The following is a 26,821-nucleotide window of genomic DNA, read 5'->3' as shown; positions in this document are numbered from 1 at the left end:
CGGCACGTGGGTGCGCTGGCGGGTCCCAGGCGGCGGGGCCCACGCAGCGTCTTCGTTGTGGCCATGCGGAGCGGTTTGGCCTCCGAGGGCCGGTTCCCTCGAAAGGGTTAGCCTCCCCTGCATGGGGCCGATCGCTCCGTGCGCCTGCCGGTGCCGGGACGCGATCTCGACCAGCACACGTGGGATCGAGGCGAGAGCGAAGGGCTCCAGCGGCGAGGGACGAGATGCGCGCCGAGGAATTCTGACCGGAAGGCCTGAGGCATCCCACCGGCGCAGAACCCGGCCAGGCCCGTACATCACCCTCACTCCGGGCCGCGTCCTGCCGTGAGCCGGGTCCGGGAGGCGCGCGGTGGCTGGATCCCGACCTGTCGCAGAGCCGCAGGCAGGTGCTGCGTGTCGTGGGCGGGGTCTGGGCTGGGATTGCGGGATCTTCTCGTGGACGACCTGCCCAATAGGGCGGAATTGTATGGAGGTGTCCTGAGTGGATGTAGGCGGCGAGAGTGATCGGCCGGACGGTGCCACGGGGCGGCCGTCGGTCGGGGCAAGGCCCGTGAAGCCGGCGCATCCGTCGGTCGTGGAACGGGTACGGGGGGCCGTCGACCAAGTGCGGGCCGCCGGTCCGCCGCCGGGCCCGGCCCGTCCGGGGTTTTGGCGCAGTCCCCTGCGGGGGCCGTGGCTGACCGGGGTGTTCGGGCTGCTGCTGTTGGTGGGGGTGGTCGTGTTGTTCGTGACGGGCCTGCTGTCGTATGCGGCCTACAACCCGGACCTCGCCGCGCGCAACGACCAGACGCCCGAAAAGGGGTGGCTCGGGTTCTACCTGTTCACCTGGCCCACCTCGCCGTACTGGTTGTACCGGGTGACCCAGGGCGTGCACACCGTCCTCGGGGTGGTACTCGTCCCGGTCCTCCTCGCCAAGCTGTGGTCGGTCATCCCCAAACTGTTCGAGTGGCCGCCGCTGCGCTCGGCCGCCCACGCCCTCGAACGGCTCTCGCTTCTGCTGCTCGTGGGAGGGGCGGGGTTCACGTTCGTCACCGGGATCCTGAACATCCAACTGGACTACATCTTCCCGGGCTCCTTCTACGTCCTGCACTTCTACAGCTCCTGGGTGTTCATGGCGGCGTTCGTCGTCCACGTCGCTTTCCGGCTGCCTCGCGCCGTTCGCGCGGTGCGGGCCGGCCGGGGGTGGCAGCCCGCGGCGGATTCGCAGGAGGCGGCCGGGCTGGTCTCGCCCCGGCCGGCGCCGGCGACGATCTCGCGGCGGGGTGCGGTCGCGATGGTGGGCGCCGGGTCGCTGGCCCTGCTGGTGGTGACGGCCGGCCAGAGCATCGGCGGCTGGTGGCGCAAGACCGCCCTGCTGGCTCCGCACGGCCGAGACCCCGGCACGGGCCCGAATGGCTTCCAGATCAACAAGACCGCGGCCTCCAGCGGTATCCGCCCTAGCGATATCGGCCCCGCCTGGCGGCTGACGGTACGCGGGGGAGGCCGTCAGGTGGTGCTCACCCGCGCGATGCTCCTGGCGATGGAGCAGGGGGAGGCGGCGCTGCCGATCGCGTGCGTAGAGGGCTGGTCCACCCCCGACCAGCAGTGGTCCGGCGTACGCCTCACCGATCTCGCGGCGCTCGTGGGACTCGGCACCAACACCCCGCAGGTCTTTGTGGAGTCCGTCCAGCGCGGAGGGTCGTTCTCCTCAGTCGTACTGGCCGCCAACCAGGCGCGTGATGGCCGCTCGCTCCTCGCGATGCGTGTCAACGGGGCGGACCTGTCACCGGACCACGGCTACCCAGCCCGCGTGATCATCCCGGCGGCTCCGGGCGTCCACAACACCAAGTGGGTCACCCGCCTCACCTTCGGAGAACCCACATGAACAACCCCCCTGGAGACATGGCCACCGGCTCCGCGTTCCGGCGGCGCTACGGAGCCTCCCCGCTTCACCTCCTGCTCACCCTGGCCTGCTTCGCCCTCGCCCTCTACGCCGGCATCCGCCTCCTCAAGGGCGACCCCATGGGTGTGGCGATCTGGTTCGTCGGCGCGGCGCTCCTGCACGACCTGGTCCTGCTCCCCGCCTACTCGTTCACCGACCGCGCCGCACAGTTCCTCTTCCGGGGCCGGAGCGCCGCCGGTGAGAGCGTGCGGCGGCCGGGGGTGAACTACCTTCGCGTCCCTCTCTTCGTCTCGGGAGTGCTGTTCCTCGTCTGGTGGCCGCTGATCCTGCAGAAGATCGACCACTACACCGCCTACACCGCTCTGTCCGCGGACGGCTTCCTCGCCCGCTGGCTCCTCATCACCGCAGCCCTGTTCATCACCTCGGCGATCGTTCTGCTCGCGCGGACCTGGCTGCGCCCGCGGCCCGAACGCAGGGACGCCCGGGCTCAGGCCCGGGCCCGCAAGGCCACGAAGTGACGCTCCCCCGAGGGACCGGCCCACTGCTCGACGGGTGTCCAGCCCGACATGCGGCCGTGCCTGAGCAGGGCCCGGGTGCCGACGGTCGCCCAGGCGAAGACGGGGCTTGCTGCCGCCCTCCCGGCATGGATCCGCACCCGGCGCCGCTCGTCGACGTCGATGGGTGCGGTCTCCACAATCAGCAGCCCCCGATCGCGGACCACACCGTGGATGCGTTCCAGCAGCCGGCGGGGATCTCCGCCGATGCCGATGTTCCCGTCCACGAGGAGCGCCGTGTCCCATCGGCCTTCACCGGGTAGCGGCTCGAACACCGACCGGCTGATGGCTCTACCGCCCCGGCACACCGTGGAGATCACAGCGGTCGGACACACGTCGATCCCCAGGACCCGATGCCCTCGCCGCGCTGCCTCCTCGACCAGGCGCCCGGCCCCGCAGCCGATGTCCAGAACCCGGCCCGCACAGCGATCCACAACACTCCGATCCGAGACATCCGCCTGCGCACACCAGCGGCGGACGTCCAGGGACAGACACCAGCCCTCGGCGTCCCGCAGCGTGAGCCGGCCCTTCGCCGCGCCGATCGCCTCGGCGTACGGGCCCCGCTGCCAGGGCTCAGGGCCGCTGATCCGCATCGACGCGGCGGTGCTCACACATGCTCCTGCCTCTTGGGGACTGGCTGGCCACGGGTGGCCGGGTGGAAGGCGTCGTGCCTACGCGTGAGGCAGCTGGCGCGGTCTGCGATGCCGGCTTCGGCTTGCCCTGAGTGACGACGTTAGGTCGGCTTGCTGGAAGGCGCCTGCGGAAAGGCTCAGATAGGTGCCTGAGGATGGGGACCGCGGGCATTCGGGTGGTTTGGACGCGCGTCGCGGGCGCGGTGCCCACTCGGAAATGTTCGCAGGATGTCTCCTGGTGTGGCTCTGGTCGCCCCGGGATGGGCGGCTGCGGCTCACCACTGCCTGCTCTGGGGCTTGCCGTCACGTCGCCGGCCCCGGAGCGGGCAGTGCCGCAGCATGCGATCCGTCTTGCTTGTTCGGGTGCGGCGAGGGCCGGAGCCGGTTGAGAATGTTCCGGTGATCTCCTATCTTCCCGAAGCAGCAACGCCGTTCATCGGCCGTGAGGCGGAGACCGCTGACCTCACGGCCGCCATAGGAGCCCACCGGCTGACGACGATGTCCGGGCCCGCCGGGGCGGGAAAGTCACGGCTGGCCCTGCGGACGGTCTCGGCCATGACCGGTGGCGATCTCGTCGTGTGCTGGGCGCACCTTTGGCCGTTGGACAATGACCGGCTGCTGGTCGCTACGATCTCGGACGCGGTCGGGTTTTCTGATCACCGTGCACGGTGGCCGTTGGAGGGTCTGTGCCAGTGGCTGTCGGACCGCCGGGTGCTGCTGGTCCTGGACTCCTGCGAGCACCTCACCGACTCGGTACGCAAGGTCGTCGCTGACCTGTTGACGGTCAGCCCCGGCCTCACCGTCGTTGCCACCAGCCGGGAACCTCTCGGCGTTCGCGGTGAGCACGTCATCACGCTGGGCCCGCTGAACGAAGCCGAAGCCCTCAGCCTGCTCACCGGCCGGGCAGTTGCCGCCGGCGGGTTCGGGACGGATCGCGACGAGTGGTCCGCAGCAGCCGAAGTGTGCGCTCTCCTGGACGGCCTGCCGCTGGCGCTCGAACTCGCCGGGGCACAGCTCGCGGACACCGGCGCCCAAGAACTTGCCGCCCGGCTGCGCACCGGAGCCGGGGCCAGGACGCTCCGTGCCCGCGGACCGGTTCAGCCGGCCCGTCACCAGAGCCTGTGGACGGCCATGGGGTGGAGTCACGAGCTGTGTGACCCGGTGGAGCGCCTGCTGTGGGCCAGACTAAGCGTGTTCCGCCAGTCTTTCGACGAGGGCATGGTGCGCGAGGTGTGTGCGGGCGGGCCGCTCCAGGACCGCGACATCTCCCGGACTCTTCGGTCACTGGCGCGTCGATCCGTATTGACGCAGGCCGGCGACCTCTACCGGCTGCTCGTCCCTCTGCGTGACTACGGCCGGATGTGGCTGCGTGAACTCGGTGAGGACGGAGTGCTCGCGGACCGGCACGCCTCCGGTTTCTCACAGCTCACTGTCACCGCCGAGCGGGATTGGCCCGGGCCCGGTCAAGTCGCGGCCTACACGCGCGTGGAACGGGCGCATGCGGACCTGTGTGCGGCCCTGGATCATCTCCTGGCCACCGACCCTGAGCAGGCGTTGGAACTGGCGGGCCGGCTGGGGTTCTTCTGGGCATGCACCGGACACCTGCACGAAGCCCGCTCCTACCTGGAACGCTGTCTGGAAGCCGGCGGCGAGTCCGGTGACGCCGCCGGTCAGGCCACCTGGGCGCTGGGCGTCACCCTTCTGCTGCAGGGCGATCACGACGGCGCCCTGATCCTGGCCGATACCTGCCGCCAGGTTGCGGACCGTAGGGGCGAGCACCCTCAAGACGTCCTGCGGGCCGGCTACCTGAGCGGACTCGTTCACCTCATGTCCGGCAACCCTCACCTCGCACAGCAGGTCGCGGCCCGCGCCCTGGACGACACCACCGGGGAGCCCGCGGCCTCGCAGGGGCGCCTGTTCTGCCGCCTGATCATCGTGTTCGCACTCACCTCCTCCGGGCGGCTGGCCGAAGCCGAACGCGAAGCGGACTCGCTCCGCGAGGAATGCGTAGCCCTCGGCGAGGTCTGGACCCGCTCCTACACCGAGTACCAGCTCTCCCTCGTAGCGCTCATGCGAGGCGACGCGGAGCGGGCCGCGGACAGGGCCCGCGTCATGGTGGCTTCGAAGCGTCAGATCGGGGACAGCTTCGGCATCGCGCTCGGCCTCGACCTCCTCGCGGCTGCCGTCGCCTTCCAAGGCCAGGCGCTACAGGCCGCCCGGATCTACGGCACGGGCCTGGCCCACTGGCGCTCCGTCGGTCACCCCCAACGCGGAACACCCGAACTTGCCCATGTACGCGCAGAATGCGAGGAAACCATCCGCAAGGGACTCGGGGAGGAACACTTCGCCCAGACCCTGCGTGAGACGGGGCAGCAGGAACCGGCGGTCCTCCTTGCCCATGCCCTCGGTGAAGGTCCAACCGGTCCGGTTACCTGACGCGCCGACCGCCGGGCCGGGTGATGAAGCGGACCTCGGCCGCAAGGGGGTGCGGGGCGAGGAAGACACGGCTCTCGGGCAGCACGTCCGTGGACAGGACGGTCAGGATCTCGCGGGGTGAGGCAGTGTCATCCAGGACCACGCGGATCCGCAGGCGCGCTCTGTCGGCTGTCCCGCGCAACCCGGTGCGCACCGAGTGCACGCCAGGAAGTGCCCGGAGCCTGGAGCTGACCGCGGCCGTGAAAGCCCTGGCCTCCAGCACGGTGCCCGGTGAGGCCAGCGGCAGTCGTCGGACCGTTCCCCGCGGCCCTTGAAGGAGGAGCAGTCCGCCCGCCGTGAGAGCGAGCAGGATCACGACGGCGGTGACAGCGGCACCGGCGGCTGGGCGGCCGGTCCAGGCCTCCCATGCCTGCGGTGCGACCCACCGGCCGCGCCCGCTGAGAGCCGTCCACCACGTAGGCAGCCGGTCCCCGATCACGGTGTTTCGCACCAGGAGGGGCAGGGCGGTCGTGAGGAGTAGGGCTCCGGTGGCGAGCAGGACGAGTCGGTTCACGATGCGGCGCGTGCGGTCCACGGGCATCATCCTTCCTGTTCGGTTGCTGCCGCCGGCTCACCTCGTGGGCTCCTGCCGCCCCGGACCCGGATTCTGAGCTGGACCCGGGGAGCCCTGGCCGGCCCCAGGTCCCGCACTGCGGTCGTGACGGCTTGCGTGACCAGTTCGCGGAGCTCGGGCTTCAGCGGCTGGTCTGCGTAGGCGAGTTCGACTCGTACGCGCAGCCGCCTACGGCGTACTCGCACCCGTACGCCCCTCATGCCGGGCACCTGCGTCTCGAGCGCGGCGCGGACCAGGCGGCCCGCCGAACGCCGGCTGATCACGGCTCGGACGGCTGGTCCCGGGGCTGTCAGGGCGAGGTCGCGGCGGTGTCCCGGGGTGAGCGCCATAGTGATCATCCACAGCCCTGCCGCGGCGAGTACCACCGCGGCCCATGGCGGGAGGCCGTCCGGGCCTGAGCCGATGATCCCTCCGGGCATTGGCCGGCGCCAGGGTGCTCCCCTGTCACCGAACTGCTGTGTGGCCGCCCGATCCCACAGGAGCCGGCCTGCGCCGGCGAGGACCAGGACCGCTACAGCGGCGACCGGGAGACGGCGTACCGACCATCGGCGCGCGGGCGCGGTGGCAGGTGCGGTGGTGGGCGCCGTCGTGGGCGCCGCTTCATCCCCGCTGTCGGTCGAGACCGGCAAGGCAGCCACGGTGGCCAGCTCCCGGATCCGGATGCGGGAGCCCGGCACGCTCATCCCGGTCAGGTGGGAAGTGCGGGCCGTCATGTGCTCCTGTACGGCCCGGGCGGTTTCCCCGGCCGAACCGCGGTAGGGCAACGTGACGTCCACGCCCACGCGCGCCGACTGCCCGCGCACCGTTGCCGAGCCTCTGGTGACACTGCCGCCGTGACCGACGACGGCTTCCCGCGCGGCCTCCTCCGCGATCTTGCGGACCACCCGGTCGGCGACCGTGAGCGTGCCCCGCCGGTGGGCCGTCACCTCCCGGCCCGATCACGAGGGGCCAGGAGATCGCGCAGGTCGCCGCCCTGGTCCAGGAACCGACCGGCCGTGAAACCGAGCGCTCCGAGGGCGGCGACCAGAACGAAGGCGCCGAAGCCCCCGAACCATCCGGCGAACGCCAGCGCCATCCCCACCACGAGCCCCAGCACGTCCTTGCCCATCGCTGCACCTCTCGAGAGAACAACCAGACCACGGCGAACGGCGGCGGCTCACTCCACGCGAGCATCCGCCGGGATCCCGGGCTCGTCGTCCCCGGGGAGGTGGACGTCGTTGACGGCCACGTTCACCTCGACGACCTCCAGCCCGGTGATCCGCTCGACCGCGGCGATCACGTTCTCTCGCACGTCACGGGCGACGTCGGTGATGGGGACTCCGTACTCGACGACGAGGTCGACGTCGATGGCCGCCTGACGCTCGCCGACCTCCACCTTGACGCCCCGGCCGACGTTGGGACGTCCGCCGGGGACCCGGTCGCGGACCGCGCCAAGCGTCCGGGACAGGCCGCCGCCCATGTCGTGGACTCCCGGGATCTCGCGGGCCGCCATACCGGCGATCTTCACCACGACCACGTCCGCGATGGACGTCTTGCCGCGTGTGGAGGCCGGCTCGGAGACGCCGCTCTGTCCGCTGATCAGGGTCGTGGTGGTGGCCTTACGAGCACTCGTGGCCGGGGCCTGCTCCTGGATGGTCATCCTCGCTCCTCCGAAACATCCTTGCCGAAACGCTCTTGCTCACGTTCGACACCGGTCGGGGCAGTCCCGTTACGCATCGGCTTCGAATCAGCCGGTCGGAAAGATTTCCTGCCCGGTGCCCGTAACGACGGGGCGCTCGCGGTGTCCAACGAGGTGAACGCGAAAGGAGCCGGCGGGTGACGGCTGAGCAGTACCAGGCCCCACCAGGCCCACGAGCGGCCGAGCGGGCTGAGCGGGCCGATGACGCACTGCTCGCCGTACGGGCGGGGGAAGGGGACGAGGAGGCCTTCGAAGTTCTGGTACGCAGGTACGGGCCGGCGATGCTCCGACTGGCGGCCGGCCTCCTTGGAAGCCCCTCGGAGGCCGAGGACGCGGTCCAGGAGGCCTTCGTCAGCGTGTGGCGCAAACTGCCCGAGTTCCGGGGTGACTCGGCCTTCGGGACCTGGCTGCACCGCATCGTGACCAACCGGTGCCTGAACACCCTGCGGGCCCGGCGCCCGGTCACCGACATCGACGAGGTGCCCGAACCGGCCGCGCCCGAGCACCAGAACTCCCCGGAACGCGCCGCCGAATCCCAGGCCGCCGTCCACGCTCTCGGCAAGGCCATGGCCGCACTCTCCCCTGAGCAGCGCGCATGCTGGGTCCTGCGGGAGATCGAAGCCCTGCCGTACGAGACGATCGCGGAAACGGTCGGCATCAGCCAGGAAGCCGTACGGGCCAGAGTGTTCAGAGCGCGGCGCTGTCTGACGGAGGCGATGGGGACATGGCGATGAACGAACCCTACGAGCCCCCGATCGGCACCGCCCCGGGTGCGGGTGGCAAGGCGGCGGACGAGCCCGCCGTCCTGCCCTGCGGCCGTGACCTCGCAGCCCTGTGGGACCGGGAGGAAGCGAGCGAGGGTCCGCGGCCTTCCCGGTCGGCCGACCCCTACACCGTCGACCCCCACCCGGCAGGGTGCCCACACTGCGCCGCGGCCCGCGAGGACCTCGCGCGCCTGCGGGAGAGCGTCCGACGCGACCTCCAGGAGTCCGCCCCCGACTGGGAAGCGGCCGCTTCACGGCTCACCGCCGGGATCATGGACGTCGTACGCCTCGAACTGCGCCCGGGACGGACCCTCGCGCTAGGCGAGATGGACGAGGACGCCTGGATCTACGAAGCCGTCGCCGCGCGCACCTTCCGGCACGCGGCCGAACTCGTCCCGGGGGTGCGGGCGGGCAGCTGCCGCATCAGCCCCGCACCCGACACGAGCCCGGGGGCCCGGACCCCGGCCCGGACCCCGGCCCGGGTCCGGATCGAGGTGACCGCCGCCATGGACCTTGACCTGCTGCTGACCGCAGACCGGATCCGCCGGCACATCACACAGGCCGCGCACCGGACCCTGGGCATGCAGATCTTCTCCGTCGAGGTCGTCGTCACAGACCTCCACCACGAAGCCCCCGGCGAGGAACCACGATGAACACGACAACGGGCGGGCAGCCGGCACCGGAAGCGATCGGCGAAGCAGTGCTGGGTGTACGCGGTGTCGCCTTCCTCAGGCCCGCACTGACCGACCTCCTACGCTCCGCCACAACCGCCAAGGCAGGACGCCGCCCCCCGGGGGCATCGGCCCATCGCGCCGCGGGCGTCCGCATCACCGGCACCCCGCCCAAGGGACCGGCCGTGGAGATTCATGTTGTCGTGCTGCGTGGACACCGGCCCCTGGACGTGGCCCGGGCCATCCGCGACGCGGTCCAGGCCGTGTACCCCTCCATGGCGCAGACGATCCCGGTCACCGTGACGGTGACCGGGATCGTCTGAGCATCGCCTGTCGGGCTAGCGGGTCCACCCAGGTAGGTAGATCCCAAGAAGTACGAGTCCCAGCAGCCACGCGGCAAGAATCGTGATGGCCGTGGCCGCGCCATGCCAACGGGCGCTGACCGGCTGGTCCGCTTGGACCTGCCGGTCAAGGCTCGCGGCTGTGCTGGGAGGACCGGGTTCGGCTGTGACCGTCCACTCCCGCTCCGGGGCAGTGCACGCCTGCAGCCTGATCTCCTCCTGGTGAGCTGGGTGGGAACGTACGGGTGACTCGGATCGGCGGCTCGCCGGGACCGAGGTCTCCTGCGGCTGGAGGTCCGCTCGCTGCGCAAGCCCCTGGAGGAAACGTCGGTATGCCTCACGGCGCTTGCCCGTGGGCGCACTGCGCCCTGCCTCCCAGGAGCGGACGGTCGCAGCCCGGACACCGAAGGCCACCGCTACTTGGTGCGGGGTCAGGCCCCACAGCTCTCGAAGCCTGCGGCGTTCACCCGGCTCGGGAAGACCATGCAGTGCAGTGGCCTGAGCCGACTGTCGGGACAACATGCGCGAAGTCGTCATGCTCATAGGACAATCCGCCGGTATCCCTGTTACGGCCACCGGTGCAGGATCACCCGTACGGCAGACCCGGGTCCACATGCTCCCCGCCGTTTAGCTGTGGTGCGGGCAGTGCCTCTTCAGGTGCGGGGGTGGCGGGAGCGCCAGTACGGGTTGTCGTGGGGCAGGGATCCGCTGACCCGGCCGTACATGCCGAAGGTCATCAGCAGCAGGCCGGTGACGAAGCTGAAGAGGACGTTCTGGAGGCGGAACGCGAACACGTTGAAGCGGGTGTCGAGAACGGCGAGGCTGATGAAGCCGGCCGCAAGGAAGGCCACGCCCACGACGATGTTGACGGTCGAGGCGGTGTTGCCGCCGATGACGGCACCCGCGAGTAGCAGGCCGCCCACGAGGAACGAGGCCACGCTCAGAGCCCCGTTGCTGCCCAGCCCCATCACCATGCTCCCACTGGTGCTGAAGAACCCGATCCGGTCGATCAGCCCGAGGATGCCGAACACGATGAGAAAGGCACCCATCAGTGCGGCGCCGCCGCGGTAGACGCGGCCCAGGCGGTGGTGGAGGGGGAGGTGGTCATCGAGTACGACGCCGTGCCCGCGGCGGGTCTGGTTCTGCGTGACTGTGGCCATGGGGATCGGTCCTCCTTCGTGCTCCCCGAGTGCCAGGCCCTCCTGCCCACCAGGTGGGGTCAGGCTCCGGGGCCGTGGACGGCGGACTCTCCCTCGGAGAGGGCCTGTTCGGGATGGGGGCGGGCGGTGGAGCCGCCGTTGCCGTAGCCGCCCATCTGGTGGGGGCTCAGGCCTCCGGCGGGGAAGCCCCTCGCCTCGCGGTCTTCGGGCTGCTCGCGCACTTCGTGGACGGCCCCGCCGGCCGGGAGGTGTGGCTGGCTGTCGGGTGTGGGGGGAGGGGGTTCATGTGCCCGGACCTTCGCGCCGAGGACGAACGCGGCGATCAGGACGGCGACGATGAGGAGTCCGACGATCCCGAACCACCCGATGTTCGTCAGGGTCATGTCCACTGCCAGGTTGTGCACGCTGGTGTCCATGGCATCCATGGTGATGGCGCAAGTCTCAAAAAGGTCGAAAATGGATCATACGGAAGTCTTACGGCTGGGGGCGCCCTGCTGAGAGGCCTCGTCACCGGCCCCCGCACCTCTGTGACGGAACCAGGCAATGAGCAGGACGGGCGCCGCGGCGGCCCCGTACGCGATGGAGGCGAGCGCTGCCCCGTAGCCGAAGGTCGGTCCGAGGATGTAGACGGCCGCGCCGGCCAGCGGGATGCCGAGCCATTCCCAGCGTCCGTCCAGGGCGACGAGCGCGATCAGGAGCAGTGCGTACCAGGAGTAGCTGGGGGTGAGGAGGACGAAGGCCCAGCCGGTGACCAGGAGGGCGCCGCTCCAGGGGCGCCGGGGGTCCCCGCGCCACATCACGTACAGTGACACGCCCGCGACGGCGGCGAGCAGGACGGGGAAGGCCCAGGTGTCGGGCAGGGCCAGGCGCAGCAGCGCGTACCTGGAGCCGGCCGAGGGGTCGTCGTAGCCCTCCTCCTCCACGTAGCCGCCGAGGTAGCCGAAGACCGATTCATGCGAGAGGAAGACGTACGGCATGTAGGCGAGTGCCGTGAACGCCGCCGCGGGCAGGAGCACGGCCGCGGCGTCGCGGACGCGGCGGACGCCGGAGAGGGCGCCGGGCAGGACGACGGCGGGCATGAGTTTGGTGGCGATGGCGGCGCCGATGAGCAGGCCTCCGGCTACTTGCCGGGTCTGGGCGCGGGAGGCGACGAGGCCGAGTCCGGCGATGGCGAGGAGTACGCCGAGGACATCGATGTGGGCGTTGTTGACGGCCTCCAGGGGGACGGCCGGGCACCACCCCCAGTACGCGGCGTTGCGTAGGTCCCCGCCGCGCCGCCGCAGGATCAACAGGAGCGTCCCGGTCACGCCGAGGGAGATCACGCCGGCGCCGATCTGCAGCGGCTTGTGCCGGGCTCCGGCAGGCGAGAGCGCGTCGACGGCGAGGAAGTACGCCTCGGCGACGGGCGGATAAATGGTGTGGACGGCAGGCCGGTTGATGCGGGTGCAGCGGGGCGCGGAACCGGTGTGGGGGATGCCCGCCAGGTCCGGGCCGCCGCACGCGCTACCTGAGGGGAACAGCCAGGGATCGCGCAGCCGGGCCAGCGCCGGGTCCTGCGGCGCGTGGTCGTACGGGGAGACTCCGGCGGACTGGACCCGGCCGTCCCAGGCGTAACGGTAGGAGTCGGTGCTGGTCCGCGGCGGCCCCAGGAGCCCCGTCACCGTGACGGCGACGGCCCCGGCCAGGAGCAGCGGGACGACGCTCCGGGAAGGAACACGGCGCAGGGCGAGGAGGGCCGCTGCGAAGAGCGCCCAGCCCGCCACGTACCACCAGAACAGGCCCACCGGATCGGAGAAGAACCCCCCGTAACGGACGGTGAGGACGAGGACGGTGGTGAGGGCGACGAGGCAAACGCCGGTGATCACGGTACGGGTGGCGGGAGCGGTTGGCGGGTTCACCTGCGGAATCGTTCCAGGAAGCGGCCCGTCATAGGTCACGGCGCCTCGGACGTCCGTGTTTCGTAAGGTGATCAAGCACCCGGGAAGAGCCGTAAGCGGAATCTGATGGAGGCTTGAGTCCACCGTTGTCGCCGGCCCGCCCTGACCTTCAAGGTCCGCTCCTGCAAAGCGTTGCACGGGGCCGGACAGGTAACCCTGTCCGGCCCCGCTGTTCGTGAGCTTGGCTACGCCGCCTCATCCCGACCTTGTACGGATGTCCCGAGCTACTCCAATTGCATGACACTTCCGGTCAACCGGGGGAGGCTGCCATCCCGGTTCGACGCGGCGGCACGAGGTCAGCAGTCGTGGTCGTAGTTGCCGTGACCGTTCCAGTTTCCCCAGTCGTCATCGTCGTCGTACCAGCCGTGGTGGTTGTATCCGTAGTCGTCGTTGTCCCAGCCGCCGCCGGTCACGTAGGTGGCCGTGTGCGTGGGGACGGCGGCGGAAGCGGTGCCGGCTGCGCCGATGGCGGCGCCGCCCGCCATCAGGACACCGATGGCGGATACCGCGAAAAGCCTCTTCACTCTCAGTGCTTGCATGGTTTCGAACCTTCCTCGCTGCCCACCGCCATCTGCAGTGGTGAACATCGGTCGGTTTCTATGCCGTGAACCCGCCGGGCGGGCGACGCCGCGGCGCACAGATTCAAAGGCCAGTGCTTGCGGGGGCCAAGGGGACGGGCTCGCCGGGCGCCCCGCTTGCGGGACTCGCGGGCGAGGAACGTGCCAAAGGGCTTCAGGTGTCCTTCGAGACCCGAAGGCTTCCCGCCGTGCGGCCTTGCTTCAACCAGGCTAGGCACATCCTTGGGCCACACGCATCTCAGGGAGCTCGCCTCTCGCCGTTCATGACGAAGAGTCCGGAACGATCCGCAGGGCCGAGCTCCGAAGCCCGAGCATGTCCCGGACAACAGAGCTCAGCGTGCCAGGTGGACGAAGTGCCGGCCAGCCTCGTGCCAGGTGCCGTACGGGGCCCAGCCCGCGTCGCCGGCTTGCGTGATCAGGGCTCGGGTTCCGAGTCGGGCCCACAAGAAGGAAGCTCCGCGTTCGCCGTTGCCGTCTTCGACGTGTACCTCGACGCGTTCGTCGACCTGTGCGGTGGCCACCTCGACCAGCAGGGAGCCGCCGGACGCGGTGAGCTGGGCCGCACGGTGCAGCAGGGCGGCGGGGCGGCCGCCGATGCCGATGTTGCCGTCGATGAGGAGGACGGTGCCCCAGCGGCCTTCGCGGGGCAGCGGGTCGAACACCGACTGGCACACGGCCTTACCGCCCGCCCGCAGGGTCCGGGCCACCGCCTCGGGGGTGACGTCCACGCCGAGGGCTGTGTGCCCACGGCGGGCGAGGGTGGCGACCAGGCGACCGGGTCCGCAGCCGATGTCGAGGACAGGGCCGGTGCAGCGGCTCAGTACCGTCTCGTCGGCCGCGTCCGGTTCGGCGCACCACCGCTCGATCTCCAGGGGCAGCAGCCAGCCGTCACGGCGGCGGAGGTAGAGCGGGCCCTTGCCGGTGCGCAGGGCGTCCGTATACGGGTCGGACTGCCAGGTGCGGGTGGCCGGTTCGGAGAGTTGAGTGGTCATTGGGTCACTGCGCACAGTCCGCCGTGCAGGGCGGCGAAGCGGGTCCGCGGTGCGGCGGCGGCGACCCGCCTCGCGTCGGTGGGGGTGTCCACGTCGCAGAGCTCCGGCAGGTCGTGCACGGCCAGCCCGGCGTCGGTCAGCCGGAGCCGCTGGATCTTTCCGGTCTCTGGTACGGACATGGGGACGCCGAGCAGCAGGGCCGGGTCGGGGGCAGCGAGGCCGAGTGCCCAGAACCCGCCGTCGTCGGCGGGGCCGAACCATGCGTCCGCCGAGGTGAAGTCGAGCCCGAGCGCGAGGAGGTCCGGGGTGACCTGAGGGGTGTCCATGCCGATGAGCAGGGCCGGTCCTGCTGCCAGAGCGAAGGCGGCGGCCAGCCGGACGTCCAGGCCGCCCGTGCTCTGCGGGGCGACCTCGATACCGGCCGGGATCCAGGGCCCGGGCTCTCCGTCGAGGACTAGGATCCGGCGGCGTACCGGAGTGGCCAGGACTGCGGCGAGAGTGTCCTGGAGCGAGGCGAGGGCCAGATCGGCGGCCTGCTGCGGTGTGAACTCCGTAGTCAGCCGGGTTTTGACGCGACCCGCCACGGGAGCCTTCGCGATGACCAGGAGGGTGCTCACGCGCTGATCCCCTCTGCCTGTGCGGTCCGGGCGGCTGGGGGTTCGGCCAGGACCCGGCGCATGTCCCGTACGGCGCGCCAGGTACCTCGCCATGTGCCGGTGACCTTGGACTTCCCGGAGCGGGGCAGGTACGGGACGTCCGTCTCGGCGACTCGCCAGCCCGCGTCGGCGGCCCGTACGACCATCTGTAGCGGGTAGCCGCTGCGCCGGTCGCTCAGCTCCAGGCCGAGCAATGCCGCGCGGCGGGCGACCCGCATCGGGCCCAGGTCGTGCAGGCGCAGTCCGGTGCGCCGGTGCAGCAACCGGGCCAGGGCGAAGTTCCCCGCGCGGGCGTGGGGCGGCCAGGCGCCGCGTCCCTGCGGGCGCCGGCGGCCGAGCAGGAGGTCCGCCTCGCCGGCCGCGACGCGCGCGGCCATCGGGGCGAGCAGCCCCGGATCCATGGAGGCGTCGCAGTCGCAGAAGCAGACCAGTTCGGCACATGCGGCCAGCAGCCCTGCGTGGCAGGCGGCGCCGAAGCCGCGCCTGCTCTCGTGCACCACGGTGGCTCCGAGGGCGCGCGCGATGTCCGCCGAGCCGTCGGTGGAGCCGTTGTCGACGACGATGGCCCGCCATCCGGCGGGCACCCGGGCCAACACCCACGGGAGGGCCTCTGCCTCGTCGAGGCACGGCAGTACAAGGTCCGCGAGAGGCGGACGACAAGCAGAATCAGTCACCCTCCACACCGTAGGAACCGGAAGGCAAAGAAGAGGGCTGGTAGACCTTACGAAACGCGGACACCATGCCCGATGCGAGCCGGCTGCGGCCCACCGGCCGCGTTTTCGGTCCACCCTGGAATCATGGCACCCACTAACGAGCGGACCACCCGCGAGGGAACGGGCACTGACGGAGTACCTCCCACCGGTGACGTCAGGGGCCTTGCACTCGTGGTGGATGACGATCCGAACGGCTCGGAGGTCGTGCCGGGCTATCTGGAACGGGCCGGACTCACCGTGCACCGCGCGGCCGACGGCCCGACCGCCCTGGAGGCCGCCGCCCGGCATCCACCTGACCTGGTCGTCCTGGATCTGATGCTGCCCGGCATGGACGGCTTGGAGGTCTGCCGACGGCTTCAAGCCCGCGAGTGCGGTGCACCCCCCATGGCGGTGGTGATGCTCACCGCACACGGGGACGAGGAGGAGAGGATCCTGGGCCTGGAGGTCGGCGCGGACGACTATGTGACGAAGCCGTTCAGCCCGCGTGAGCTGGTCCTGCGCGTACGGTCCGTCCTGCGTCGGGCCGCAGCGCTGCCGCCCGAGGAGCCACTGCTGACGCCGGACGGCCTGACCGTGGACCCGGTGGCGCGCAGGGCCACCCAGGGAAGAACCGAACTCACCCTCACACTGCGCAAGTTCGACCTCCCTGTCTACTTCCTACGCCATCGTGGCCCCCGCCGGGCGGAAGCCGTGGCAGCGGCCCGGTCGGAGGACGGCCATGCGTGACCTGCTGCTGATCGCCCTCTACGCCCTCCTCGGCGCGGGCGCCACCGGCCTGCTCGGCGCCGTCGCACTACGAATACTGCGCCGGCGCAGCATCGCCGTTTCCCTCGCGGTCCTCGCAACCGTCGCCGTCTCGGCGATGCTCGCCGGAACCCTCACCGTGGCATGGGCGATGTTCCTGTCCCCCCACGACCTCGCCGTGGTGACCACCGTCGTCGCGATGGCCGCCGCCGTATCGCTGATCACCGCGCTGCTGCTGGGCAGGCAGGTCCTCATGCGCTGCCGCGAGCTCGTCAGCGCGGCACGCACCTTCGGACAGGACGGTGTCTTCACACCTCCCGCCGTTCCCGCCCCCGCCGAACTCGCGGCGCTCAGCCATGAGCTGGCCCTCACCAGCGAACACCTCACCGCCCTACGCGGACGCGAACGGGCCCTGGAAACCTCGCGCCGCGAGCTCGTCGCCTGGATCTCGCACGACCTGCGGACCCCGCTGGCCGGACTCCGCGCCATGTCCGAGGCGCTGGAGGATGGCATGGTGACAGACCCGGCCCGCTACCACCGCCAGATGCGCGCCGAAGTCGAGCGACTCAACTCGATGGTCACCGACCTCTTCGAGCTCTCCCGCATCCACGCCGGCGCCCTCACCCTCACACCCACCCGCATGTCCCTCTACGAGCTGGTCGCCGATGCTCTCGCCGCGGCAGACGCCCTCGCCCGCGAACACGGTGTACACCTGGCAGGCGGCGGCGCCGGGGCCGCCGCGCTGCCGGTGGAAGTCGACGGCAAGGAGATGACCCGGGCCCTGTCCAACCTGCTGGTCAACGCCATCCGGCACACCCCGGCCGACGGCACCGTAGCCATCGTCGCCGAACGCCGTGCGGACACCGTGGTGGTCTCCGTCACCGACGCCTGCGGCGGCATCCCCGAGGAGGACCTGCCCCGGGTATTCGACACAGGCTGGCGCGGCAGCCAGGCACGTACCCCTCCCGCGGGCGCGGGACTGGGCCTGGCAATCGTCCGAGGCATCATCGAAGCCCACGCCGGCCACGCGAACGTCCACAACGTGCCCGGCGGCTGCCGCTTCGAACTCACCCTCCCGGCCCCCGCGTGGGCAGCATCGGGGCATCGGCTCAACTGACAGAACCGGCCGATGCGCGCTGGCCAGCCCGCGCGAACTCGATCATCCCCTCGGTGAAACCCACCCCCGCCCGCCAGGTTTGCGCCGCAGCCGGGCGCAATCTGCGGTGACGTGCTGTACGTCCCTACGTGCACGTAGGGACTCCCGTCGCGCCCACGGGAGAGGTTTCTCGTCCGCCCGTTGCCCGTACATCGCCGCAGGGGCCGATCGCCATCCCCGATGACGGCCGACCCCTGCGGCGGCCTTGTGGTGCGCCCAGACGCCTACTTGGGCATCAGGACGGTGTCGACGATGTACACATTGGCGTTGGCGGTCTTGACGTTGCCGCAGACCACGCTCGAGGTGTCGTTGACCATGTAGGACTCTCCGGCGCCCACGGTGTTCACCTTCCCCTTCTGCAGGGTTTCGAAGGAGCCGTTCTCCAGCTGCTTCGGAGTGAGCCTCTCGCCGACCACGTGGTACGTCAGGATCTTGGTGAGGGTGGCCTTGTCGGCCAGGACCTTGTCCAGGTCGGCCTTCGGGATCTTCGCGAACGCCTCGTTGGTGGGCGCGAACACAGTGATGTCCTTCGCGTTGTTCAAGGTGTCCACCAGGCCAGCCTGCTTGATCGCGGTGACCAGCGTCGACAGGACCGGGTTGTTGGACGCGGCGGTGGCGACCGGGTCCTTGGCCATGCCGTCAAATGATCCGGCACCATCGGCGGGAACGCCCGCACAGGCCTGACCGAACGGCTTGTCCAGTGCCGTCAAGGCATCGGGCGAACCGGCCGCAGAGTCCTTCGCCTTCCCACTGTCCGCGCTCGCCCCCGCGGCAGAGCTCTTCCCGCTCTCTGAACAGGCGGCCAGGGCAAAGGGAAGAACAGCGGCAGCGGCGACAGCAACGGCGGTACGGCGGAAGCGGAGGGCTTGCATCGAAGGCTCCATGAGGGACGGGCGGGACTTCAGGACGGAGTCGCAGGCTCCCCGTCCCATGACTGCGCCAGGTGGCGAGGTGCTCACAACCCGCCATTCGGAACGGCCCGTCCGGCGGATGGGAGTCTCACCCGATCCGGTGACGACCTGCCTCTTCGGATCTGTCCGGTTGCCGGTGCGCCTCATGATGAGCGACCCCGATCCCGAAGCGGAGCCCGCCGTTCATGAGTGACGGGAAGGACGTCCGCCCGGCTTTTGTCCGCAGGCCTCGATAGGTGTCCCGCCGCAGACCGTCGAAACGGCGCTCATCGACCACCAGGCAGGCATGTCGACGCGTGCCACAGGCAAGCCCCGTGCCAGCGCTCCCCGCCTGGAAGCGCCACCTCGGAGAGTGCTCCAGAAGTGCAGATTTCCGCCCTTTCCACCAATCAAGTCGCCGTTCGGCCACGAATCAAGGGTTGAGGGGGACGAGCGGGCCCCGGGACGGGGCAGAGAGGTGGGCCCGCCTCCACGAGGAGGAGCACATGACCACCCACCACGTCCGCCGTTGCGCCGTACTCGCGGCGGCAGCATTCGCACTCCCCATCGCCTTGGGCGTAGCAGCCCCGGCGCTCGCCGAATCGCAGCAGGCCGATCCCTTCGGCCCGGCCTGTGCGGCGGTCCCCAAGGAAGGCTCCGGGAGCCTCGCAGGCATGGCCAAGGACCCCGTAGCCACCGCAGCGTCCAACAATCCCGCACTGTCGACGCTGGTCACCGCCGTCAAGAAGGCCGGCCTTGTCGACACCCTGAACAACGCCAAGGGAATCACCGTGTTCGCGCCCACCAATGAGGCCTTTGCGAAGATCCCGAAGGCCGACCTGGGCAAGATCCTGGCCGACAAGGCCGAACTGACCAAGATCCTCACCTATCACGTGGTCGGCGAGAAGATCACGCCCAAGCAGCTCAGCGCTGGCACGTTCAAGACGCTCGAAGGCGGCTCGCTGACCACGGCCGGATCCGGCGAGTCCTTCACCGTCAACGGGAGGGCGAAGATCGTCTGCGGTGACGTTCAGACCGCCAACGCCACCGTGAACATCATCGACACCGTCCTCACCCCGAAGTGACCACGCAGGGTGTCCGGCGGGAACGGGCAGTGGTGGGCCGCTCTTCTGGGCGGCCCACCACTGCCCGGGGGGCGTCAGCCCTGGTTCAGGGGTAGGGCGAGGTCGGTGACCTGGTGGTTCTTGGGGAAGGCGCCCATGTCGAGGGCGGCGCCGGTGAGGAAGTTGATCCCGTAGAGGCGGAATGCGCTGCCAGTGTTCAGCGCGGCGAACCCCTGGTTGGTGCCCTGCTTCGGTGAGAAGTAGATGTCGAAGCCCGCGTCGGGCCCGGCGTTGACGCCGAGGTTCCCGGTCGGGGCGAGCGTTCCGGCGTTGGCGGGCGACTGGAGGGAGACTCGGTCGGCCATGGTGTCGATGTCGAACAGCGAGGTCGCGGTCGCCGCGTTGAGGTCGTTGTTCGTGTACGCGGCGCCGGTGACACCCATGGCGGTGGAAGGGGGCGTCGTCGGGTTGGTGAGGGGGCCGTCGACGGTCGTGGTCAGCGGGGCGGCGTTGTCGTCGATGTTGTGGCGCAGGTTCTGCCCGGTGTTGCTGATGACGCGCAGCCGGTTGGCGGCGGGGTTGAAGTCCACCCCGAACTGGGCTCCGGCGAGGGCGACGGTGAGTTGGGAGACCTTCATGGCCTTGGCGTTGCCGGTGTCGAGGGTGTAGATGCCGCCCTTGTCACCCACGCCGTAGAGCTTCTCGTTCTGGACCCGGAAGTCGATGCCCACGATCTTGTTGTCGCCCATGAGGCCGGACACCTTGCCGATCGACATCGTCTTCGCCGGCCGGTCGACCGTGAACTCCACCAGGCGCTGGTCCGAAGTCAGTCCGATCGCGGTCAGCGACTTGCGGTCCATGTGGTCCATGTCGTACGGGCTCGCTCCGTCGGCCGCGGCCAAGACGGGCGCGGACAGGGCGGCGGCCACGGCAACCGAGAGGGCGATAGTGCTCTTACGCATGCGCATGGTTCTCCCCGAGTGAGGTGTCGTCCCGTTCAGGATGGGCACGGGATTGGGAATGGGTTCGCAGCACACGGCCACAGGGACGGGTCGATCCCCTGAGGACCACTCAGACGGCGTCATGGTCCGTTTGGCGGGCTACGCCCCAGCCACCCCCGGGGACTGGTGTCTTCGTCGGTCCCGGCTGGGGCGCGGTGAGATCGCGCTCGGCTGGCCCGCTGAGCTGCTGCGCCGGTCCCTGGGCGATGCCGCCGTATCCCATCGCGCCGTCGGAGTGGCGCGGGCCCGGGCAATCGTGCCGCGCGGGGCGGCGGCGGTGCCACCGCCGCGTTAGGTGCGGGGCAGCCAGCCGGTGGCAAGGTCCGCGCTGTCCCGTGCGCGCTGGGCCCGCTCCTCGATGAGTCGGCGGAACCCGGCCAGCGCGTACCGTTCCCCGGTGGGGGAGCCGGGCCCGGGGATGCCGGCGACATCCGCCATGCACTGCTGGGGCTGGGGCTGCCAGCCCGTGACCAGGACCCGCAAGCCCAGAGATTCCGCCCGCCGGTGTACGCCCAGGAGGCACAGCAGCCCGTCGGTGTCCATGACCGCGACCCGGTGCAGATCCACCAGGAGGCCCCGTACGTTGATGGTGACACCGGACAGCGCTTCCAGGAGGACGCGGCCCGAGTCCTCGTCGAGTTCACCGCTGACACTGACCATGACAGTGCTGCCGCTGTTCTCGATGTCGACAGTGATCAAGGTGTTCTCCTTGCGTCACCCGCATGCTTCAGTGGCTGCGGTGCTCCATCCTGGCGTGGTGCTCCCTCCGGCCGGTGAGAGGCCCGCTGGCCGTGGCCCGCTTCGCCGCGTGACGGCCGCGCCGCCGGGAACCGCTGCAATGTCCCGGGGACGGTCACTGCCCGTTCTCATCCCCGCTCCGCGGCGGTCTCCGGCCGCCCGGCCGACACGGTGGAGCCGCTGGTCCCCAGCCTCCCCGACCCCGCCCCGGTCGAGAATCCCTTGTGGCCCTCCGGGCGGCCCGGAACACGAGCCCCCCACGTCGTCCTGGGACAGGCCGGCCAGCCGGTGTCCACCATCGACCTGACCGGCTACGGCTTCACACTGCTGGCCGCGCCCCGGGCCGCGTGGGCCGATGCCGCCGTGGCGATCGCCGAGGACCTGGGACTGCCCGTGACCCTGCAGCGGATCGGGCCCGGCCTGGATCTCGAAGATCCCGACGAAGTCTGGGCCCCGGCCTTCGGCCTCACCCCCACCGGCGCCAGCCTGCTGCGGCCGGACAGCTTCATCGCCTGGACAAGCCCGTCCGCCGAGAACGATCCCCTGACCGGCATCCGTACCGCACTGACCGGTCTGCTCGGCCATACCCCGCAGGAGCACACGTGACCTCGTTCGTAGCGATCAACCTCTTCACCGTCACTCCCGACAAGCAGCACAAGCTCGTCGAGGTGATGGGCCAGACCATCACCGACGACGTGGCATCCGAGGGTCACCCCGGGGTCCGGAACGCATTCCTCTACCGGAGCCTGGACGGGTCCCGCGTCGCGAACATCACGGTATGGGCAAGCAAGGACGACTTCGACACGGCGCACAGCCTGCCGAGCTTCCCCAAGGCCCTGTCCCGACTGGCGGGAATCGCCGACTCCGCCGACGCCAACACCTACGAACTCACCTTCGAACTGATCAAACCCCCGCCTCATGAAGGCGTTGCGCGGCATCGCTGAACTTCTGCTCGACGAGGACGGCGGCGGTGCCTTGACAGGATTCCGTGGACTTCCCGTATTGCAAAGCCGTGACGGTCCAGATCGGCAGGTCCGCCCGTATCACCGACGGTTGACGTCGAGGCCAGGGGGCCAGCTGTTCCGATCCCGCGGTCCGGGAGGTCGCCAACGCGTATCAGGATGAGATCACGCCATGGGGGCATGGGGGTGATCTCAAACCCGAGTATCAGCGCACCAGCACCGAACGGACCTCCCCGCCGACCGAGCGACGCCGCCACACCACCGAGCTGGAGGAGGCAATGCGTTGGCTCGGTGAGGACACCACGGGGTCGAGTGCAACGCCCGGCACTGGTTCGCCGCGGCCATCCGTTCGAGTCCCCGCCGTCTGATGGCCTTGCTGGGAACCGATCAGCTGCGGAACGTCATTGAAGACGGGGGCACCTTGCGTGGAGGTTCACACTTGATGCAGGACGTTCCTGCCTTGGTCCTCGCAATGCCCTGGAATGACGTCCTACTGGTAGTCGACGGTCAGTGTTGCCTGGGTGTCCTTGTTGACGAACAGGTAGGCCGTGGCTGTCTGGTTCTGCTCGAAGCGGAGGCGGATCTGTGTCCTTCCCGAAGGGTTGATCGCGGACAGGCCGGTGGTGGACAGGTTGGTGGAGGAGTTGCTGCCGGAGCTGAAGGCGGTGATCTCGGCCGCGCTGCCGGCCGTGGTGGTTGCAGCCCAGTCCGTAGTCTCTATCGCGCAGCCGCCGAGGCAGCCGTTGTGGACGTCGACGAGGAGTCGGTTACCGGCCGGGCTGGTCCAGGGGTCTCCTGAGCCGCTGCTGCGGGTCAGCGTCACATAGGCGCGGGTGATCTGCTTCCCGGCCGGGATGGCGCTGGTGTCGAAGGAAAGGACGGTCCGGTTGTACTGGCCGTCGGTGCCGCGCCCCAGGGCCAGGCCGTAGGTGTTCTCGTAGGTGCCGACGGCCGGGTTCGCTCCGCCGCTCGCGGCTTTGATGTAGCCGTCTTCCGCGTCGACGCTGGGCAGCGTGATGCTGCCGGTGGGCGGCGGCGTGCTCGGGCCGTCCCCGCTGAGCGCCTTGACCATGCCCATGATTGTTTCGATCTGCTTGCCGCCGTGCCGGGCGTAGTCGGCGTCGCCCTGGTAGCCCCACCAGTTCCAGCAGCCGTTGGGGTTGTCGAGGGTCGTGGTCGCGATGGCCTGGGGGTAGAGGACGATCAGGTTGTTGGTGTCGGCGTATTCGTTGAGGTAGGCCTTGTCGATGAACTGGGTGCCGAAGCCCTGGTATGAGTAGCCCTGCTTGCATCCGTGCAGCGTCACGACCACCTTGCAGGCGGCGCCGCTTTCACAGGTGTCGGGGATGTAGGCGAAGCCCTTCTCGTCCATGGAGATCGGCTTCGCCGCGCCGTCCGGCACGTACTTGTTCTGGTCGAACTGGATGAGGCTGCCGCTGGGCGTGGCCGCGGGGGCGTTGACCGAGCCAAGGAGATGCCCGAGGAATTCCCGCTCGGCGTCGATGCCGCAGTTGTTGATCCAGGGGTTGGCGGTCGCTGTACAGGCATTGGGCCCGTGGGGGCTGATCCAGGCGTGGCCGGCGGTCGTGCTCTTGTTGTAGAGCACGTTCGCGCCGAAGCGGGCGTAGTAGTCGTTCAGCGCGGTGGCTACGGGGCGTTCGACGGTCGAGTCGCTGGATCCGCTGAAGACGTAGACCGGGTCCCCGTTCAGGCCCGCCGCATTGTCGATCTTGCCTTGCGCCGACCAGTCCCGTGTGGTCTGCTCCAGTCGGTTCAACTGGAGGTCCTGATAGACCTCCATGCACGCGTTGAGAGCTTTGTTGACGTCGTTCTGGGCGCAGTAGTTGGGCCCGGAAGCGAAGGCGGCAGAACCGTCGAAGGTGCCGGAATAGGCCACATGCAGCTGGGTCGCCATGTAACCGCCCGATGAGATTCCCGCACTGTAGACACCGTCGACGCTGTACGACTTGAGGGCTCCTGCGACGGGTGGGACGGCCGCTTCAGCGGCTGGAGCAGCGATGATCGCGCTGACGGCGATCAGCAAGGCGGCGGCAGTCCCGCCGAGCCTTCCGAGAGACAGATACACAAACCCTCCACTGGTGTGAAACGGCTCACTTGAGTTGGATGGCTGAGACGATAGCTTCCAGCCAAATCCCTCACTCATGGCGCGGCGCCACACAACAGGCGGGATAGGAATGGTCGTTGAACACCTGGACGCCGACTGAGCTGCTGAATCGCCAGCCGCCGTTCCGCGAGATCGCCAGCCCGATGCTGCCCTCTGAACTGCGGGACGCCACATGGCCATGGGCGCATGTCCAGGGACCTGGCACCGCTGCTGTTGTGCCCCCCCGTGGCGGGCACAACAGCGCCTGGAGTCGCTGAGCGTATGGCTCAGGTCTCCAGTTGTAGCAGTCGGCTGGCTGAAGCAAGATGCCCCCGACAGGGTCCGGGCCTTCCTGGAGGAAGTGATCACCACGGGCCCAAACGGGCACGGGCTGCGGATCGTGCACTCCTGACCGACGGCCACGTGTACCTGCCCGGGCCGGTGGCCGCACGAGTCCGGGCCAGGTGGGTGGTCTCGGGGGTGGGTGTACTCAGGTACCAGTGGGCCGCACATGTGTCACCCACGGTGCCATTTCCGGCCCGTTTCCGCCTTCTAGCGTGGAGGTGCCGCGTTCGGGGATGGCCCGACGCCGAGTGGAAGGTGCAAGGGTGATCGAGGTACGCGAGCTGACGAAACGCTACGGGGTCAAGACCGCCGTCGACCGTCTGGAATTCACCGTCAAACCGGGCGCTGTCACCGGCTTCCTCGGCCCGAACGGCGCCGGCAAGTCCACCACGATGCGGATGATCGTCGGTTTGGACGCGCCCACCGCTGGAGCGGCCACGGTCAACGGGAAACGGTATGCGGAGCATGCCGCGCCACTTCAGGAGATCGGCTCGCTCCTGGAGGCCAAGTCGATCCACCCGGGCCGGACGGCAGAGGGCCATCTGAAGGCGCTGGCCTACACCCATGGAATCTCACGGGCCCGGGTGGCCGAGGTCATCGAACTGGTCGGTCTGACGAGTGTGGCCCGCAAGCGAGCCGGGGCCTTCTCGCTGGGCATGGGCCAGCGGCTGGGTATCGCGGCGGCACTGCTGGGCGATCCCGCTGTCGTGATGCTGGACGAACCGGTCAACGGTCTCGACCCCGAGGGCGTCCTGTGGGTGCGCAACCTCCTCATTGACCTGGCGGCCGAGGGGCGCACCGTCCTGGTGTCCTCCCATCTCATGAGTGAGATGGCGCTCACTGCGGAGTACCTGGTGATCATCGGTCGGGGGCGGCTGCTGGCCGACACCACGGTGGCGGACTTCGTGCGTGAAGCCGACGGAGGCGGAGTGAAAGTGGTGACCGCCGAGCCCGCCCGTCTGCGGGAGCTGCTGTCCGGGCCGGGTGTGGAGATCACTGGTTCGCCAGGCACGGAGGAACTGCATGTGAGTGGGCTGGAGGCCCGCCGGATCGGAATGGTCGCCGCTGAGTACGGCGTGCCGATCTTCGAACTCACACCGCGCGAAGTCTCCCTGGAAGAGGCGTTCATGGACCTCACCCGCGACGCCGTCGAGTACACCAGCGCCAGTCACGACGATTCCAAGAAGGCGGCATGAGCAGCAGCGTTTCCACCAAGATCCGGGAAATCCCGGTCACAGTCCGCCCCGTATACCGGGTGACCACCGGCCGGGTGATCCGTTCGGAGTGGGCGAAATTCTGGTCCCTGCGCTCCAGCTGGATCACCCTGGGCGTGGCGGCGCTCCTCCTCGTGGCCCTCGGATTCATCGCCTCGGCCTCGTTCGACCCCTCGGGTACTGTGACCGGCCCCCCTGTCGGCCCCGCCCCCGCTTCCGACGCTGTCGGCCTGGCCCTGACCGGCACCTCGCTCGCCCAGCTGGCCATCGGTGTACTCGGGGTCCTGGTGGCCGCCGGCGAGTACAGCACGGGCATGATCCGGTCCACGCTGACCGCCGTACCGCGGCGGCTGCCGGTCCTCTGGGCGAAGGCCCTCACCTTCGCGGCCGTCGCTCTGGTTGCCTGCACCGTGGCCGTGCTGGCCGCCTTCCTCGTGGGCAGCACCCAAGTGAGTGGAACGTCCGCGGCACTGTCCCTTTCCGACGATGGTGTACTGCGCAGCCTGGCGGGTGCGGCCCTGTACCTGGCCATGGCTGGAGTCCTCGGCGTTGCCCTGGGAGCCCTGTTGCGCTCGGTGGCCGGAGGCATCGCCGTGCTCGTGGCGTCGCTGATGGTTCTTCCCGGCCTGACGTCACTGCTGCCCGATTCCTGGGCCGACACCGTGGGCCCCTACCTGCCGAGCAACGCCGGGGACGCGATGATGAGTCTGCACCAGACATCGGACGCCCTCAGCCCGGGGGCGGGCCTGGCCGTCCTCGCCGGCTGGGTCGCCCTCGTGCTGGGCGCGGCCGCGCTGCGCCTCGTACGTACGGACGTATGAGCACCGCAACCCGATTTGGGTAGCCGTCTGTCGGACTCCTGACCAGGCAGGTTAGCCATCCGTAGCCATGAGGCAACAGCATGTCCGCCAGCCCGGTTTCCGGGTCGCATCGGGTAACCCTCGATCCGGATACCGCTTCGAGCGGCATTCCATACTCAATGAGAGACGCTCGGGT

Annotated in this window: 28 protein-coding genes and 1 pseudogene; 13 read left to right on the top strand and 16 right to left on the bottom strand. The window is 69.7% G+C overall.

Going from position 1 to position 26,821, the window contains the following annotated elements:
* Positions 1-574 precede the first annotated feature (574 nt).
* Together MTF69_RS25550 and MTF69_RS25545 are read left to right on the top strand one after the other, a co-directional pair.
* Positions 575-1,864, top strand: coding sequence for a molybdopterin-dependent oxidoreductase (locus tag MTF69_RS25550; protein WP_243338122.1), 1,290 nt, complete (start codon positions 575-577; stop codon positions 1,862-1,864).
* On the top strand, positions 1,861-2,400 hold the full coding sequence (locus MTF69_RS25545; RefSeq protein WP_243338120.1) for a hypothetical protein: 540 nt from the start codon (positions 1,861-1,863) through the stop codon (positions 2,398-2,400). Before MTF69_RS25550 ends, MTF69_RS25545 begins: the two co-directional genes overlap by 4 nt.
* Here the strand turns inward: MTF69_RS25545 and MTF69_RS25540 are convergent.
* A complete protein-coding gene (locus MTF69_RS25540; RefSeq protein WP_243338119.1) occupies positions 2,370-3,047 on the bottom strand; it encodes a methyltransferase domain-containing protein in 678 nt (225 codons plus the stop codon). The two genes, MTF69_RS25545 and MTF69_RS25540, sit on opposite strands and share 31 nt — an antisense overlap.
* Before the next feature lie 420 nt (positions 3,048-3,467).
* Between MTF69_RS25540 and MTF69_RS25535 the strand changes: the two genes are divergently transcribed.
* Entirely contained in the window at positions 3,468-5,504 is a 2,037-nt protein-coding gene (locus tag MTF69_RS25535; RefSeq protein ID WP_243338116.1) for a regulator, read from the top strand.
* Here MTF69_RS25535 and MTF69_RS25530 read toward each other — a convergent pair.
* The 4 genes from MTF69_RS25530 to MTF69_RS25515 are packed head-to-tail and all read right to left on the bottom strand — an operon-like array spanning position 5,497 to position 7,756.
* Positions 5,497-6,078: a hypothetical protein gene (locus MTF69_RS25530; protein ID WP_243338115.1), complete on the bottom strand. Its 582-nt coding sequence runs from the start codon at positions 6,076-6,078 to the stop codon at positions 5,497-5,499. The two genes, MTF69_RS25535 and MTF69_RS25530, sit on opposite strands and share 8 nt — an antisense overlap.
* 5 nt (positions 6,079-6,083) lie before the next feature.
* Complete coding sequence (locus tag MTF69_RS43470) at positions 6,084-7,043, bottom strand: DUF6286 domain-containing protein (RefSeq protein WP_243338114.1); 960 nt, start codon at positions 7,041-7,043, stop codon at positions 6,084-6,086.
* On the bottom strand, positions 7,040-7,225 hold the full coding sequence (locus tag MTF69_RS25520) for a hypothetical protein (RefSeq protein ID WP_243338111.1): 186 nt from the start codon (positions 7,223-7,225) through the stop codon (positions 7,040-7,042). Before MTF69_RS25520 ends, MTF69_RS43470 begins: the two co-directional genes overlap by 4 nt.
* A gap of 48 nt (positions 7,226-7,273) precedes the next feature.
* Positions 7,274-7,756: an Asp23/Gls24 family envelope stress response protein gene (locus MTF69_RS25515; RefSeq protein ID WP_243338110.1), complete on the bottom strand. Its 483-nt coding sequence runs from the start codon at positions 7,754-7,756 to the stop codon at positions 7,274-7,276.
* Positions 7,757-7,932: 176 nt separating this feature from the next.
* Between MTF69_RS25515 and MTF69_RS25510 the strand changes: the two genes are divergently transcribed.
* Genes MTF69_RS25510 through MTF69_RS25500 form a run of 3 tightly spaced genes read left to right on the top strand, consistent with a single transcriptional unit; the run spans position 7,933 to position 9,553 of the window.
* Positions 7,933-8,529, top strand: a complete 597-nt coding sequence (locus MTF69_RS25510) for an RNA polymerase sigma factor (protein ID WP_374323760.1) — start codon at positions 7,933-7,935, stop codon at positions 8,527-8,529.
* Positions 8,520-9,212 (top strand): Asp23/Gls24 family envelope stress response protein, encoded by a 693-nt coding sequence (locus MTF69_RS25505; RefSeq protein ID WP_243338108.1) that lies wholly within the window; start codon positions 8,520-8,522, stop codon positions 9,210-9,212. The genes MTF69_RS25510 and MTF69_RS25505 overlap by 10 nt, the downstream gene beginning before the upstream one ends.
* Positions 9,209-9,553, top strand: coding sequence for an Asp23/Gls24 family envelope stress response protein (locus tag MTF69_RS25500; protein WP_243338106.1), 345 nt, complete (start codon positions 9,209-9,211; stop codon positions 9,551-9,553). Before MTF69_RS25505 ends, MTF69_RS25500 begins: the two co-directional genes overlap by 4 nt.
* A gap of 671 nt (positions 9,554-10,224) precedes the next feature.
* Here MTF69_RS25500 and MTF69_RS25495 read toward each other — a convergent pair.
* The 7 genes from MTF69_RS25495 to MTF69_RS25465 form a co-directional block, all read right to left on the bottom strand.
* Complete coding sequence (locus MTF69_RS25495) at positions 10,225-10,731, bottom strand: DUF4383 domain-containing protein (RefSeq protein ID WP_243338104.1); 507 nt, start codon at positions 10,729-10,731, stop codon at positions 10,225-10,227.
* Positions 10,732-10,790: 59 nt separating this feature from the next.
* Complete coding sequence (locus MTF69_RS25490; protein WP_243338102.1) at positions 10,791-11,147, bottom strand: DUF6479 family protein; 357 nt, start codon at positions 11,145-11,147, stop codon at positions 10,791-10,793.
* 45 nt (positions 11,148-11,192) lie between these two features.
* Entirely contained in the window at positions 11,193-12,629 is a 1,437-nt protein-coding gene (locus MTF69_RS25485) for a glycosyltransferase family 87 protein (protein WP_243338100.1), read from the bottom strand.
* Between the two features lie 335 nt (positions 12,630-12,964).
* Positions 12,965-13,207, bottom strand: coding sequence for a hypothetical protein (locus MTF69_RS25480; protein ID WP_243338099.1), 243 nt, complete (start codon positions 13,205-13,207; stop codon positions 12,965-12,967).
* A gap of 371 nt (positions 13,208-13,578) precedes the next feature.
* Positions 13,579-14,238: a bifunctional 2-polyprenyl-6-hydroxyphenol methylase/3-demethylubiquinol 3-O-methyltransferase UbiG gene (locus MTF69_RS25475; protein WP_243338093.1), complete on the bottom strand. Its 660-nt coding sequence runs from the start codon at positions 14,236-14,238 to the stop codon at positions 13,579-13,581.
* Positions 14,235-14,855 carry a DUF2064 domain-containing protein gene (locus MTF69_RS25470; RefSeq protein ID WP_243338091.1) on the bottom strand — a complete coding sequence of 207 codons (621 nt, stop codon included), beginning with the start codon at positions 14,853-14,855 and terminating at the stop codon, positions 14,235-14,237. Before MTF69_RS25470 ends, MTF69_RS25475 begins: the two co-directional genes overlap by 4 nt.
* Positions 14,852-15,568 (bottom strand): glycosyltransferase family 2 protein, encoded by a 717-nt coding sequence (locus MTF69_RS25465; protein WP_243338089.1) that lies wholly within the window; start codon positions 15,566-15,568, stop codon positions 14,852-14,854. The genes MTF69_RS25470 and MTF69_RS25465 overlap by 4 nt, the downstream gene beginning before the upstream one ends.
* Positions 15,569-15,691: 123 nt before the next feature.
* Between MTF69_RS25465 and MTF69_RS25460 the strand changes: the two are divergent.
* Together MTF69_RS25460 and MTF69_RS25455 are read left to right on the top strand one after the other, a co-directional pair.
* Positions 15,692-16,279: pseudogene (locus MTF69_RS25460) on the top strand (response regulator transcription factor); the annotation flags it as partial.
* Between the two features lie 46 nt (positions 16,280-16,325).
* Entirely contained in the window at positions 16,326-17,468 is a 1,143-nt protein-coding gene (locus MTF69_RS25455; RefSeq protein WP_243338084.1) for a sensor histidine kinase KdpD, read from the top strand.
* Between the two features lie 263 nt (positions 17,469-17,731).
* Here the strand turns inward: MTF69_RS25455 and MTF69_RS25450 are convergent, their stop codons facing one another.
* Positions 17,732-18,379, bottom strand: coding sequence for a fasciclin domain-containing protein (locus MTF69_RS25450; protein WP_243338082.1), 648 nt, complete (start codon positions 18,377-18,379; stop codon positions 17,732-17,734).
* A 524-nt stretch (positions 18,380-18,903) separates the two neighbouring features.
* On the opposite strand from MTF69_RS25450, the gene MTF69_RS25445 reads away from it, so the two are divergent.
* Positions 18,904-19,482, top strand: a complete 579-nt coding sequence (locus MTF69_RS25445) for a fasciclin domain-containing protein (RefSeq protein ID WP_243338080.1) — start codon at positions 18,904-18,906, stop codon at positions 19,480-19,482.
* A gap of 74 nt (positions 19,483-19,556) precedes the next feature.
* On the opposite strand, the gene MTF69_RS25440 is transcribed toward MTF69_RS25445, so the two are convergent.
* Together MTF69_RS25440 and MTF69_RS25435 are read right to left on the bottom strand one after the other, a co-directional pair.
* On the bottom strand, positions 19,557-20,423 hold the full coding sequence (locus tag MTF69_RS25440; protein WP_374323751.1) for a DUF4394 domain-containing protein: 867 nt from the start codon (positions 20,421-20,423) through the stop codon (positions 19,557-19,559).
* A 330-nt stretch (positions 20,424-20,753) separates the two neighbouring features.
* The gene (locus MTF69_RS25435; protein ID WP_243338077.1) at positions 20,754-21,161 is read right to left on the bottom strand and encodes an STAS domain-containing protein; all 408 of its coding nucleotides are present in this window, start codon (positions 21,159-21,161) and stop codon (positions 20,754-20,756) included.
* Positions 21,162-21,371: 210 nt separating this feature from the next.
* On the opposite strand from MTF69_RS25435, the gene MTF69_RS25430 reads away from it, so the two are divergent.
* Positions 21,372-21,806, top strand: a complete 435-nt coding sequence (locus MTF69_RS25430; RefSeq protein WP_374323746.1) for a hypothetical protein — start codon at positions 21,372-21,374, stop codon at positions 21,804-21,806.
* Positions 21,803-22,144, top strand: coding sequence for an antibiotic biosynthesis monooxygenase family protein (locus tag MTF69_RS25425; RefSeq protein WP_243338075.1), 342 nt, complete (start codon positions 21,803-21,805; stop codon positions 22,142-22,144). Before MTF69_RS25430 ends, MTF69_RS25425 begins: the two co-directional genes overlap by 4 nt.
* Positions 22,145-22,652: 508 nt before the next feature.
* Here the strand turns inward: MTF69_RS25425 and MTF69_RS25420 are convergent.
* Positions 22,653-24,077 (bottom strand): PHB depolymerase family esterase, encoded by a 1,425-nt coding sequence (locus MTF69_RS25420; protein WP_243338074.1) that lies wholly within the window; start codon positions 24,075-24,077, stop codon positions 22,653-22,655.
* A gap of 797 nt (positions 24,078-24,874) precedes the next feature.
* Here MTF69_RS25420 and MTF69_RS25415 point away from each other — a divergent pair.
* A complete protein-coding gene (locus MTF69_RS25415; RefSeq protein ID WP_243338216.1) occupies positions 24,875-25,807 on the top strand; it encodes an ATP-binding cassette domain-containing protein in 933 nt (310 codons plus the stop codon).
* Positions 25,804-26,646 carry an ABC transporter permease gene (locus MTF69_RS25410; RefSeq protein ID WP_243338073.1) on the top strand — a complete coding sequence of 281 codons (843 nt, stop codon included), beginning with the start codon at positions 25,804-25,806 and terminating at the stop codon, positions 26,644-26,646. The genes MTF69_RS25415 and MTF69_RS25410 overlap by 4 nt, the downstream gene beginning before the upstream one ends.
* Positions 26,647-26,821: the final 175 nt, after the last annotated feature.

This window comes from Streptomyces sp. AP-93, assembly GCF_022808175.1.
In the GTDB taxonomy this organism is placed as follows: domain Bacteria; phylum Actinomycetota; class Actinomycetes; order Streptomycetales; family Streptomycetaceae; genus Streptomyces.
The sequence above is the reverse complement of the archived record's forward strand: the minus strand, read 5'-3'. Positions and strand labels throughout refer to the sequence as shown.